Annotated in this window: 11 protein-coding genes; 2 read left to right on the top strand and 9 right to left on the bottom strand. The window is 41.9% G+C overall.

Annotation, left to right across the window (positions count from 1 at the left end):
* Positions 1 to 366 precede the first annotated feature (366 nt).
* From V3V99_08090 to V3V99_08060, 7 genes are all read right to left on the bottom strand, one after another.
* A complete protein-coding gene (locus V3V99_08090) occupies positions 367 to 1713 on the bottom strand; it encodes a hypothetical protein (GenBank protein MEE9442614.1) in 1347 nt (448 codons plus the stop codon).
* Between the two features lie 3 nt (positions 1714 to 1716).
* On the bottom strand, positions 1717 to 2763 hold the full coding sequence (locus V3V99_08085; GenBank protein ID MEE9442613.1) for a hypothetical protein: 1047 nt from the start codon (positions 2761 to 2763) through the stop codon (positions 1717 to 1719).
* 174 nt (positions 2764 to 2937) lie between these two features.
* Positions 2938 to 4266, bottom strand: a complete 1329-nt coding sequence (locus V3V99_08080) for a sigma-54 dependent transcriptional regulator (GenBank protein ID MEE9442612.1) — start codon at positions 4264 to 4266, stop codon at positions 2938 to 2940.
* Complete coding sequence (locus V3V99_08075; protein MEE9442611.1) at positions 4267 to 5538, bottom strand: HAMP domain-containing sensor histidine kinase; 1272 nt, start codon at positions 5536 to 5538, stop codon at positions 4267 to 4269.
* An 89-nt stretch (positions 5539 to 5627) separates the two neighbouring features.
* Complete coding sequence (locus V3V99_08070; GenBank protein MEE9442610.1) at positions 5628 to 6137, bottom strand: DUF6599 family protein; 510 nt, start codon at positions 6135 to 6137, stop codon at positions 5628 to 5630.
* 5 nt (positions 6138 to 6142) lie between these two features.
* Entirely contained in the window at positions 6143 to 7093 is a 951-nt protein-coding gene (locus V3V99_08065; protein MEE9442609.1) for a DUF362 domain-containing protein, read from the bottom strand.
* 107 nt (positions 7094 to 7200) lie between these two features.
* The gene (locus V3V99_08060; protein ID MEE9442608.1) at positions 7201 to 7452 is read right to left on the bottom strand and encodes a hypothetical protein; all 252 of its coding nucleotides are present in this window, start codon (positions 7450 to 7452) and stop codon (positions 7201 to 7203) included.
* A gap of 572 nt (positions 7453 to 8024) precedes the next feature.
* Here V3V99_08060 and V3V99_08055 point away from each other — a divergent pair.
* Together V3V99_08055 and V3V99_08050 are read left to right on the top strand one after the other, a co-directional pair.
* Positions 8025 to 8201 carry a hypothetical protein gene (locus V3V99_08055; GenBank protein ID MEE9442607.1) on the top strand — a complete coding sequence of 59 codons (177 nt, stop codon included), beginning with the start codon at positions 8025 to 8027 and terminating at the stop codon, positions 8199 to 8201.
* A 5-nt stretch (positions 8202 to 8206) separates the two neighbouring features.
* Positions 8207 to 9763 (top strand): hypothetical protein, encoded by a 1557-nt coding sequence (locus V3V99_08050; GenBank protein MEE9442606.1) that lies wholly within the window; start codon positions 8207 to 8209, stop codon positions 9761 to 9763.
* 458 nt (positions 9764 to 10221) lie between these two features.
* On the opposite strand, the gene V3V99_08045 is transcribed toward V3V99_08050, so the two are convergent.
* Positions 10222 to 12771 carry a hypothetical protein gene (locus V3V99_08045; protein ID MEE9442605.1) on the bottom strand — a complete coding sequence of 850 codons (2550 nt, stop codon included), beginning with the start codon at positions 12769 to 12771 and terminating at the stop codon, positions 10222 to 10224.
* 24 nt (positions 12772 to 12795) lie between these two features.
* The coding region (locus tag V3V99_08040) for a dockerin type I repeat-containing protein (protein MEE9442604.1) at positions 12796 to 13827 on the bottom strand (1032 nt) is incomplete at its 5' end.

Here is a 13827-nt window from a genome sequence, read left to right as displayed (position 1 = left end):
TCGCAAAACATAAGACACCATAAGGAATTAAGGAACCTTTTCAAGAGTTTAAACCTCTGTTACATAATGGGATTAAAATCAACAACGAATACCCGTCAAACGAAGATGTCGAGTCTAAATGATGCATAGGTAAACGTCTAATGAACATACCTCAAGAGTAAACTGAGTTTAAATCTCAGCAAAAAGTTTTTGTAAGAGCGTATATGTAACTTGGAGTACTTTAAGTAAGTACGATAAAGCTACTCAAGGTGCGCTTGAAGCATAGGAAAGGTGCGACAAAACACAACTAATCCCTAGACAACAAAAAAGTAATACATTTTCGAGATTTGTCAAGCGCTTTTTGGCACTAAGGTGGTGCAGAATCGCTTAAAACCTGGATTTTACTGAGGCGGAGAGCAAATAAAGAGTCATGTTGTCCTCTTTAATTTTATGGCGCTCAAAATTGATATCGGCATTTAAATTAATCGATATATTTTTGGTAATGGATATATCTGCTATCATAGAACCGGAAATCAGGGAGTAAGAGCTTAGAACAAGAAGATCTTCCGGGTAGTATCGCCTTCCCAATGAAATCCCGGAATTGAGAAAGACGCTATTCAGGTTCATAAAATTTGCCAGAATGCCGGCTTCCCAATGAGAATAATCCTCGTTATCAAGACCAGGAATGGAGTTGTACTCTTCGGTTAAGCCTTCGACATAACGCTCAAAGACTAATTCAGGGCCGATACTCCAATTGCCGATTTTACGAATAAGTCTGACTTCGGGTCGAATCCGGTAATGATTTCGATAGACGATATCGGGGGATTTATAACTGTAATTGCTAAATTGGAGAATTAATCCGATTTCATATTTTTCGCCTAAATTCCGATTGGCAAGTGCGGATAATTCAAAAGCGGTAAAATCCTCTCTATTATTAAATTGTGCATAATCCTTGAGTTCAAGATTGGATTCGAGGATAAAAGAGCCGCGATACCCGAAATTGCTGAAGCCAATTCGGAATGAATATTGATTATAAGCCGCGAGACTGGAATCGGGAACATCACGATGATTGAAAGTAACCGACCAGTCAATTACTCGGGAGAATTCACTTAACTTAATTTCGCCAAGTAACTCAGCTCCGCTGATGCTGTAATCTTTATTCTGGAAAGCGTTTACGATTCCGGATTGGTCGACCAAAAATTCCGTTCCGGAATTCAATTTCTCAAAAGAAACATATTCGAATTTCGGCCTGATGCCGATTGAAATATGAGACGTTATGGGGCATATACCCCTCAGGTTTGTCTGAATAAATCGATATCCCCGATCGTAATATGAATCGTCTTCAAAAGAGGATTTATTTTCAAATTTGGCGTAAAGACGCAAGCCCTTGTTCATATTTCCCATTTGATAGAATGATTCGGCCCTTGAAATCCACCGTTTTCGAGATAGCTCAATATCTGTGATCAAATTGAATCTATTGGAGGGGGATTTGCGGCGGTACCGCAGGTTGGTTTTAAAAATGACCTCATCGAATTTTTCCTGAGTCAATGTCCAGTTTTCCAATAAGTCGATGTGGGTGGTGTCGATGATGGAACTGTAATATTCCTGGGAAATAAGCTGATATTCGAGCCCGCTGGAAAACGATAATCCGGAGGGATCCCGTAAATCGTTTCCCCAAATGCGGCTAATCAGAATTAGCCATATAATAAATATCCCGCCCGGATATTTTGTCAAAGATTAGTCTCCCAGAAGTTTGGAAACCCTTGTCAACAGCAGGCGGGCCGCCTGAATATGTGATGCCGCCGCTTCAAATCGATTATTTTGAAAACCTATTCTGGCGTTGTCTAAATGCTCGAGGGCGTTTTCAAATAAATCTCGGATTTGCCGGTTGTTAGATAGTTGAACTCTTTCCCTGAGGCGGTCACTCATATTTTGAATATTCTCAAGAGCCCGTTTAATGCGTGCCGGATCGCGCAATCGTTCGGCAAACTTTCTAAGCATATCAACCGCATCACCCATGACTATTTCGGCGCGACGGTGATTTTCGTTGGCAAAAAAGTCGTCGGCTCGTTCACGTAATTGTTCCGCGGCACGGAGACGTTCCTGCACTTCCGCATTTTCCGATAATTCACTGGAATTAATCCTGTCAGTCAGTCGGAAATAATTATCCGTCTGAGCCAGGTAGCGATTTTCCAATCGGTTTCTATTGTTAATATGCCGGGCTAAATCCTCGAGAGCTTTTTCGACCTGAATTGTCATCTGGAGAGAGGGCTTCAGTCGCCGATTGCGGAACAATTCCGTCGCTCGGCGTTGTTTTTCTCGGGTAGAGTCAAGTAATTTAGATATCTGATCCGGGGCATTGGGGCCGATTTGTTCCTCCAGGCGACGCATTTTTTCTTCGGTTTTTTCCAGTTTACGCCTTACAAAATTCTCGTTTTCACCGGCTTGTCGGGTAATTGCAATAGCCCTTTGGGCTCGTTCTCGAGCTTCAAGCGTACGGCGGCCGGATTGCATTCCCATAGACTCATCAGTTAAGTCAAATGCCCGTTCCGATATCTGACGGGCGTTTTCCTGAAGTCTGATAGCGGCTTGCAAAATCAAACGGGCCCGTTCGGAGCCACTTTCCTGAACCACTTCCCGGGCGCGATTTATAATTTCATCAGTCCTTTCCAGAGCATACTGAAGCCGCTGTTGTTGATCCGTTCCATAAATCTGGGCTGAAGCAACCCCGGAAATCGCTAAAAGTCCCAGAGTGACTATGATTATCTTTGACAAATATTTCATAAGCATATGTCCTTTTCTCTCTGCCACTTTAGGACTCAATTTTCATGCCGACCGGCAATCGCTCAGATTTTTTAATAAATCTGTTATATATCAACAATTTATCGACCGTTTCCAATTTTCCGTCATTTATATCATGTACCAGTCCGGTCAATTATGTACCGATGCGGACAAAAATCAGGGTTGTATATCATGTATTTTCATTCGCGAATAAAGCCTTCGACGGGTAATGCTCAAAAGCTTCGCCGCCTCCGTTTTGTTTCCCTTGGTTTTTTCCAAAGCATCCATAATCAATTCTTTTTCATTCTCACTTAATGAAACGCCCGCTTTTTTTAAATTCTTATCCTCAATTAAATCATCATCATCTATGCCGATACAGCCGATATCAATAGGATTTTCGCCGGCCAGAATTATTGCCCTCTCCAATATATTTTTTAACTCTCTGATATTGCCCGGCCAGCCATAACTCCTGAGCAACTCCAATATTTCTATATCGAGATCAGGAAATGGGAAATTTCTTTTCTCCAGGAAATATTTCGATAAAGGCGGAATATCTTCAAGGCGTTCCCGTAAAGCCGGCATGGCAATCGGGAAGACATTGATCCGGAAATACAAATCTTCCCTGAAGGTTCCTTCCTTGATCATTTTCTTTAAATCTCTATTAGTAGCGGCGATCAACCGAACATCGACGTTAATGACATCCACTCCGCCAACCCTGACCAGTTTTCTTTCTTCGAGCACCCGAAGTAGTTTGGCCTGGAGGGCCGGTGACATTTCCCCAATTTCATCAAGCAAGAGACTTCCCCCGTCGGCCAGTTCAAATCGCCCCGGTTTGCGCGAAACGGCCCCGGTGAAAGCTCCTTTTTCATGGCCGAATAGTTCGGACTCAAGTAAAGTCTCAGTTAATGCGGCGCAATTTACGGCGATAAACGGTTTATCTTTACGCGGTGAAAAATCATGAATCATACGGGCAGCTAACTCTTTGCCGGAACCCGACTCGCCGTTTATTAAAACCGTGGTATCGGTCACCGCCACTTTTTTCAACAAGTCAATCAGTTTTTGCGACGCATCCGATTGGCCTATAAATTTATTATAGGCGAGAGAATCAAAATCCGCTTCTCTGAGGTTTTTCAGATTTTCGGTTTTCCTCTGACGCAGTAATTTTGATATTTGAAGGCTTAGTTCATCGAGGGGAAACGGTTTTATCAGATAATCGGCGGCTCCCTTTTTTATGGCGTCAATCGCGTTTTTAATCTCGGCAAAAGCGGTCATCATGATAACGTGAGTATCCGGTTGATTATCGGTTACCCATTTTAGGATTTCCATGCCGTCCGGAGCGGGTAGTCTTATATCGGTCACGACGACTTCATAATTATGCTTTCTTAAATAATCCATGGCTTCCTTGCCGGACGCGGCGGTGTCCACATTCAGGCCGCTATCTGTAAGGTGTGAGGCGATGAGTTTTGTCATTTTCGGTTCGTCATCAATAACGAGAATCTTGTTCATTTATTTTGTTCTCCACGGTAATTTAACTTCAAAATTCATCGGGAATTCCGGGTCGTCAACAATATTGATTGTTCCCTGATGGTCATGAATTATCCGGCGACATAGATATAAGCCCAATCCCGATCCTTTGGTTTTGGTCGTGTAAAACGGTTCAAAGAGCTTTTCGCGATGTTTCTTCTTTATCCCCGGTCCGCTGTCCCGCACGCGAATAACCAGACTTGCATCAGACCGATAAATCTTTATAGAGACAGTCTTTTTATATCCTTCCCGGGTATGCTCGGCAGCCTGAAGAGCGTTCAAGAGCAAATTTAAGATCACCTGGCGGATACCGATTTTATCGGCTTCAATATCCGGTAAGCCTTCCTCAGAGCTGCAAACGAGTTCAATATTTTTCTCATCAAACTGGCCCCGGAGATCGGCGGTAATTTTTCGAGTCAGTTCGACTATATTTATTTTTTCCGTTAGGGTTTTTCTCTGACCGCGAGCAAATGACAAGTAACCGGTTACTATTTCATCGAGGCGGGATACTTCCTCGGTAATAAACGAGGCCTCTTCATCGGAATATTTCTTCTCCAGTCTTTCCCCGGCCGCCCCCAGGATCATCAGAGGATTTTTTATTTCATGGCTGACGACCGATACCATCCGGCCCAGAGCCGCCTGAGAACCGGCCATAAAAACTTTTTCCTCGGCGATTGCCAGTCGCCGATGATAGAATATAAAAAAGGCCAATAAAATAATCACGACCCCGCCCGATCCTCCGGCCAAAAGAAATAGATTATATCGCAATTCCGAAAGCAAATCAAAATAAGTCGCCCCGGCTTCGACTACCAATATCGCGCTGATATTATTGGCCGAATCGTAGAGCGGGGCGTAGGCTGATTTCAGATACGTCCCATCAACATTATAAAGCTCCGAAGCGGTCGTCTTTCCCGTTAACGCCGTCTGCAGGAATGCAAAGTTCAGTTGGGACAATAAATAACTTTCATCGGCCAGGATATCGTCTCTGGTTGAGATGAGGTAATTGAAGTCCCGGTCGATTATTGATACCTCCAGCAGGGAATCTATTTGAGCCAGCGAATCGAGATAAGTCAGTATCCTGGCATATATTTCAAAATCTTCAATTAGAAGCCGGTCGATATCGGTACCCGAAAAATACAACGATGCCGTCGAAGCGTTGCCGCTCAACCTTCGCGATAATTGTTCCTCGAAATAACTGCTCATTGATTGGTAATACCACCACCAGCCTAAATTGCCCGCGATTAATATCAGCATGGTAAAAGTTAAAGCCGCATAGGCTGTTTTTCGCCCGGAAATCATACAGGAATTAAGGACAATTAGTAGTTAATAGTCAAGAATCAATATTATTGTGAGTCAATCTGAATATTATCATTTATAAGTTTTGCCAATTCGATAATGCCGTCGATAATTTCCGGTTCATCACTGAACCCAATCAGAGTAATTAGATATCGTTCTTTGCGAAAATTCAAATAGTATTGATCTAAACGGGCCTCACCCCCGATCTCGATATTCGGTTCTTTATCGCCGACTTTATAATTATATATTCCGTTGGCAGCTTCACCATTGTTCATTTGAAATACTTCAACAGTGACTGCTCGACTCCCGTTAAAATCAAACTCCTGCGCATAGACGCGATCGAAGCCGTACTCATGATAAATTTCCGCCCCTCCGTTAATCAGTATGAAAAGATCCTCGCCGACAAACGTCCGGACAGTGTCTGCTGCAGTCCAGCCCGAAGGAAGATTATTTAAAGGTAATACTTTTATTGTATCATCCTGCGGCGGTTCACCGCATGCGAATAGAATGAGCAAACCTGCTATAATAAGAGCGATGCCTGAGCGCATAAATATCATAAAGTTTAGGCCGTGATTTCCTTGATATTGAGCGATTTCAAATCATCCGTACCGATTCCATGGTCAGCCGCCATTCCGATCATGATTACATCTTTCGGTTTTAAGCCAAGGTAGCGGACGCTGTAGGCATCCACCGCGACCGGATCGGTTCCGACCGTAATCGCGTCTTTGCGGCCAATTTCTCCCGGGCCGAAGGGTCCATTGGTAGTCAAAAATTCAATGGAATCGTTAACGCACAAATCAGGTTTTCTGACAAGATTCATGTCGGCAATACACTGGGATAGAAATTCGCAGTTAGCATACCATTCTTCTGTTTCAGTATCGGAGCCAAAATGACAGAATCTGTTGGTGGGATTGTGAGGGCAGGCGCCCATGAAATTCTTAAGTACGCCGGTATGCATAGTCCCGATATGATTCTTGGCGAGGCTTATATTTATAAAAGCGTCACATTCAAGGAGATCTTTTTGAACGTGTACTTCTTTTAAAGAAATACCTTTGGGGTTTTCGACTTTGATGAAGTTGTCGGCGATTTTCAACGATGAAATGATTTTATCATGTTCTTTGGCTCGGGAGCTATTGCTCCAATAGTTATCCGACAGGTCTTTTAGGAGCTTTAGTTCTCCGGCGCCGGCCTGGTGGCATAGGAATAAAACTGCCAACAATACGTCGGGATGTACATCCGTCCCCGGGTGGCCACGAACAGCGTTTACAAGTAATCCCACCTTTGCGCCTTCGGTTACAAACTGACCGATTCCCCCGATTTGCTCAATGGCAGTAAGAGTATTGTCAAAATAGTTTTTCCCGATTATACTGCAAATGTCCGATTTTTCATCGGCCCGGGCTTGATTGATTGCCCCGTCAATCAGTTGCGAAAAGGTTGCCCCCCCGATTGCGGTAGCTGCGCCTATTGCCGTACTCTTTTTTATGAATGACCTGCGGTTGATTTTCTTAGACATTTTTTGTCCTTTCTTAAAAATCACCAACATTTGAAATAGACATATGAATTATTCATACGCGCGATCCCGCCGGGGAGTTATTGCTTAAATATATGAATAGGGTAAGGTCAGGCAAAAATATGAACCGCGGCCGTAATTATCAGGCCGATTATTAATATCGGAATTGCCAATACAATTAATGTCGCTCCCAGACCGACGATAAGTCCGATAGCGCCGCCGATTAATCCCACCACAAGACCAAAAACTCCCGCGATTAATCCGACTACGGCGCCTATTATCCCGCCGATTACTTCAAATCCACCGGCGCCGAGAATAAAAAGGATTCCGAATGTAACCAGAATAACACCTAACACACGCATGACTAATGCCTCCCCTTTCCAACAGGACAATTAAGTATAACCTGTCAAGAAATTATTTACAATCTTTTTTACGAAAACGGCCAGGTTTAGTTGCGTGCTTGCTTTGTTCAGAAATCATAATAAAAAATACCTTCCCGTAAAGGACTGTTGAAAAGGTAATTAAAAGTCATTGCGAAGAGTCCGGCTTATGCCGGATGCGCCGCATGAAAACAGGCCTTCGCCTGTGCCGCGCAGGTGTCCACACCTTCACCGAAACAGTCTCAATAATTTATATACCCCTTCTTTTCAGCAATATTCGAATTGAGCACATTTTTTTGGGTATATAGTTTGGGTGTTAACAGTCTTATGAAAATGTGATATTATTTTTATTGACTTTTAAAGTTTAACGGCTATCTTTTGCCTATGGCAAAAGATAGCCGTTAACTTACACAAAAATGAGTAGTTTTTTTATGACTAAAAAAGCTTCTTTGATTTCCGATAATAAAACAGTGAACATTTTTAATTGATTTTCGTTGTTAAATACGAGATTGGCGGATTAAATAAAAATTGCTGAATTCTTTTAGGAGACTATTATGACACAGGAAAAAACCATCGAAATGGTGAATAAGAAAGTAATTGCCTTGATGAAATCTCCTGAATGGAAGAAGTCTCTCAAGAAAACAGATAAAAAAATTGTAGAGACTATTGAAAAATTGAAAAAAGAAGCTCAAGTTGACCCCAAGCTGTTAGATGAACCAGCCACATTATAATTCACATGAAAAAACCTTATGAGATTTATCCTTACACAATAGACAAATTAAAACAATTACTATCTATAAAATCAGGTGCATTACCTTCAACTGTTAATACAAAACTTCATTCCCTATATTTTAGGCATTATTTTTCCAACCTTAATGCCAAAACTATTGTTGTGGAAAATGACTATATTGACAGAGATTTCATGGAAGATTATGCTGGTTTTTATTCCCGTTGTTTTGACCAATATGAGAGATTATGTACCAGGTTACATTTTTTTAAGTTAGAATTTTCCCCACAATTTTTTGGCACGATTTTGATAAATCGAAGCAAAGAAAAAAAAGCATTAAATTTCAATGAATCATACCTTGGATTTATTGTGGTTAAAAAGCTACCAAAGACATTTATTGGAAGAACATGTTTAGTAACATATGGACCAAATAATGGACGAAGGCACTTTCCCATATTAAGGGAATATCCCGTCAGTTTATTCGGAATTAATTTAACAGTCAATAAAACACTTGCTTTTCAAGAGCAGGATCAAGGTGCTGCTGCCTGTGCAACAAGTGCCTTATGGTCGTTGTTTCAGGGTACTGGAAAGTTATTTCAACACCCAATTCCATCACCCGTAGAAATAACACAAATAGCGACCAAGTTTCCAGATGAAAATGCGCCCGGTTCTTTACCAAGCAGAGGATTGACCGGAAGGCAGGAAATTTTTGCTGTGCGCCAGCTTGGTTTGGAGGCTGATCACATAGACGCTCAACAATATGCAAATTTGCAGGGTGCAGTATATGCCTACTTGAAAGCGGGTATTCCACTTTTACTGAGAGTATCATTATTTGAGCAATCAAATTCATCTCCCCCTAAATATATTGCTAATCATGCCATGGCCGTAACCGGATTTAGTCTGGGAACAAAAGAATGCGTTCCATATGGACCGACTAAAATTCTTCTAAAATCTTCCCAAATAGATAAGCTATATGTCCACGATGATCAAGTTGGTCCGTTCGCACGAGTTGAACTTGACAATAAAATAATATCTTACGAGAATAGTAATTATAATTCCTTGTCAACATCGTTGGGTTTTGGCAGTATTAGAGCGGTCCCCCATTTTTTATTAATTCCATTATATCCAAAAATTAGGATTAGATACGACCATATAAGAAACATAATTCTTGGATTCGATATTTTCATTGGAAGTATTATAAAAACCTTAAAATTACCGTTTCCACAGCATTTTGAATGGGATATCTACTTGACCACCATCAATGATTTCAAATCTGAAATACGAAACGATACACATATCAATAATAAGGCAAAAAAAGAATTATTGCTTAAAAACATGCCCCGGTTCCTATGGTGTGTATTAATAAGAGATAAAGATAAGAAATTATTTGAATTTTTGTTTGATGCAACTGACATTGCTCAAGGGAAGTGTTTCGTTCATGGAGTTAGTCATGATGAAATCTTATTTGAGTTTTTAAAAGGACTTTCAAAAATAGCTGTAAATAATACTGAAGTTCAGGATAAGGAATTTTGGCACATCCTTGAATGGTTTTCAAAAATCAAATAATTAACAATTGCCAGGGTGGCCCACAGTCTTGCTGTGGGAAAAATCGCATAGACCATTCGCAAATTCACATCAAATCCATCGCAATTACTGAAAACAACTGCATTATTGAATGGAATGGTTTATGGTTGAGTGTTTGTGATCAATGGCAAAGGAACCTTTTACGAAAGTACTAAAAAGGACAAAACGAACCCAATTCGCTGTAACTTACACAGACACATTCATATACGAGGAATTTTCAAAAATGCGTTTGTGGATAACTTTTTATTTTTACATAAAATCAGTCATCGCGAGGAGTTCCGTGAAAATGGGAACGAAGTGGCGATCTGTTATTTGTAAATTATCACCTAACACACGCATAGCTAATGCCTCCCCTTTCCAACAGGATAATTAAGTATAACCTGTCAAGAAATTATTTACAATCTTTTTTACGAAAACGGTCAAGTTTAGTTGCGTGGTAGTTATTTCATAATGACGAGTTTTCCGGTTTGTTCGCCCATATCCGAGCGGACATGCCAGATATATATCCCGGTTGTGATGGCCTGGGTGTTGCGGCTGATAACATTCCACGTTTCTTCCTGTGAGCCGGGCCCGCCTTCAGGATGAAAATGCTTGATATATCTCACCAAATCGCCGTCAATCGTATAAATCCTGATCGAACAAATAGGCGGTAAATTGGCAAAATGAATTGCTCGCGACCGCTCGGATGATTTCTGACGATTGCGATTCTCATATCCCGCCCGGGCATAACCGCCATCGATCCGATATGGATTGGGAAACACCATCACATTCAAACCCTCGCGCGTAACCGCTTCCGAAGGAGGCAGAGCAAAATCGCGAACGGTATTGGCCGTCACCGATGATTCCATAACCCCCACACGAGGATTAAAATTGCCCTTATTGAAGGCCGTCACATTGAAATAATAAGCCCGCGATGGCTGCAAATTATCGATCGTGTATTCGTATTCGTAAAAACGAAGATAGCCGTCAGTAGTCGTATCATTGGCATCGTTACGGGAAGCATTCGGATAAACTTTGACAATCCCATTCGGATCGGATAAATCGGATTTGTTCCAGTTTTGTAATTCAAAATACATGTATATATCGGTGTGACCGTCATAAAAGGCATGATGCTCGTCAAAATATTTTTCCGGGTCAAAGTCCGCACCATAGAGGCTTAACAAACTGTCGCGAGTTATTCCGAGATAGATGCCGCGCCATTTCCCGGAATAATTATCAAATTCATACATCTTAAAATCATCCCGGTCATAGGTCTTGACCAGAACAAAATCGCTCTCCCTGCTAAACTCGCCGAAATATACTTTGTATCCTTCAAATCCTTTCTGCTGGGTCATAAAATCGATATATTCTTCCGAATCCTGACCATTCCATCGAACCGTTACTTTGCCATAGTCGGGAACCGTTTTGACAACCGGTGGAGGCGGGGGAGCGGCCGTGCGAAAATCGGGAACGCCATCGCCGGTATAATATCTCTTATAACAGCATTCACGAGTCGTGTCGGGAGGATGCTCGCCTACTTCATAGCAGGTGTCAACTCTATCGCAATTGCACTTCCAGATATATTCCCCGCCGTAACCGTCTCCATCGGTATCAATCCCTGGATTATCAAATGTGAATCTCGCCCAGGTAGCATTCTCAATAAGATTATTGAAATTTAAGGTGTTATAAAAATCATTGGGATAAAAGGCATTCATCTTAGTATAGAAGTCGTGGGGTCTGTCGTGAAACTCATCCCCGAAAACCAAAGCTGTGGTAAAATGGGTTGTCTCATTCGGTTCAAGATTTATCGGTCCTACTGATATTATCCCCTCTATCGCTGCGCCGTATGCTAAGTACCAAAGCCAGCCTGAACTTGGAGGCGGGAGAAACCCATCATATTGATGATCGAGGGCCATAAACATCTGATCATAATCGACTTCATGATGTGAAATCATATAATATTTATTGCGGTCACCAGTCGGGGCGCCTAATCCTCGGTGGAAAGCCTTAGAATAATTTCTCAATCGCGGGCCATAATTCCAACTCCAATATTCGCTATCTTGATACCAATTGAAACTAACGTTTAGTTCTGGTTTGGGTTTCCTCAAAAAACTAAAGCTGGCGGCGGCTCTTGGTGATTGATTCGTCCAGCGTGTATTGTGGAGGGGATCACCATCGTTATCGGTCCACCACATCAAATCTAATTGACCCGGAGGAAAACATGGCTCAGACCACAGATCGGAAATATTTTTGAAACCAATTATTTCATCATAGGCACTCTTTCCACTTTGCATCGCTCCTTTATCCCCCGCGAGGCAATAGGCCTTAAATCCAATATAGACTTCTTTAATTGGTTCGTCTCCAACATTGGTCATTTCATAATCAAAAATTATAAAGTCATCGGCGTAATTGTAACTCCAGACATAACTACTCTGAGTTATAGATAAATATAGCGGAATATGCGGTCGGTCATCATAGAAATCTTCTGGGCGGGCAGAAAAAGGCATCGCGTTTGATAGAGTATCGGTGTAAGTACAAATTATATCAAGATCGGAAACGGCATTCTTACTATAGTACGGTTCACTTTTTATATTCGATCTCTTCGTCATATAGCCAGTAGGCCAAAATTCAGTGGTCATAAAGGGTATCTCTGGCATATAAACGCCTGTCGTCGAGACTACCGTATCGTCGCCAATTATTCCTCCAACCCATAAATTGGTATGTGCCATATATTCAATATATGAATTTGCTGGATATTCACAGCTCCGGTGGTTCATCATCCTGTTTGCAGCGCCCAGAACTCCGAAGTTTGTCAAAGATAGTCTGATATTATTGCGGCAAAATACAAAATCCTCAAAATCAGGAAAACCAATAGCTGATTCAAAATTACCTTCGCTGCTGGTATTATTCTCCGCTATTACTGGATTAGTTGGAATTATAAGTATATATATGATGCCTAATCTTAAAAGCGTTACGCCCCCAAATGCAATAAGTCCAAAAGACTTTTTCATTTCCGGCCCTCATATATATATACTTTACTCACACCCCGCATACGGTGCCGGCCCTCCTTTGAATACATAGTTAACAATGTATACAGCGTCGCCGACATTAGTCCGGCCATCACAGTTTGTGTCACCGGCAATTAGAGGTTCGGGCGCAGGACCTCCCTTGAAGACATGATCTATTATAAAGACGGCATCGCCAACATCGACTCCACCGTCACCATTTGCATCACCACTCACATAAGGCTGACCGACTATCGTGACCGTCCCGTAGACTGTCTGAATATCTGATTCACCGGCAAACTGCCATGAAACTATATAACCAAAATTGCTGCTGTCACTGCTGCGACCGTATGATAATAGAAAATCCCCGGTTGAAATATCCGATTGCAAAACACTTCCTAAATAATCGGGATGTTCCATCAATATGCTCGTTGATAAGGGAATAATACCACCGTTAACTGTTACCGTACTCATATCAATATCCTCGACACTCTTTCCCGGAGCTAAATCACCCAATAGAGCCGTCGTTATATCAGCGTAATCATCTGAATTTATCTTCTCCGGTAAGATTGAAGTAGAACCCACAATCTCAGCCGTTAACAATTCCGATACGGCCGTCTGTATAACAGTCGCTGCGGTGGCCCGGTCAAAAAACGATAGCGGCATGCCAAAGAAGAAATACTGATAATCATCACCGAGAGATTTCCAAGCTATAGGCATTCCTTCGGTTTCAATATTATCCGTTCGTGAATCATAAGTATACAATACTTCTAAACCAGCGATATCCGGTATCAGATTAAAATAGGAAGGACAGGGAATACCCGAAACCTGGCTCCATGGATAAGAATGATCAACCGTCGCCAGGGAATCCCAAACCAGAGCCGGATAACCAGCCGCCTGGCTATGGCCCCCTATCAAATCGGAATAGAGTCCGTTGCCGTCAAACAGGTGGATATAATCAACCCTCGTATCTATATTATACCGCGATTGATAGTAATAGTCAGGGGAACTCTCAATAAAATGTATTGTGCTGTAATCCTCGGATTGAATAGTTATGTTGCC

Source organism: Candidatus Zixiibacteriota bacterium (genome assembly GCA_036480375.1).
Taxonomy (GTDB): domain Bacteria; phylum Zixibacteria; class MSB-5A5; order GN15; family JAAZOE01; genus JAZGGI01.
Note: the sequence above shows the minus strand (reverse complement) of the source record. Positions and strands in the feature narration are given on the sequence as shown.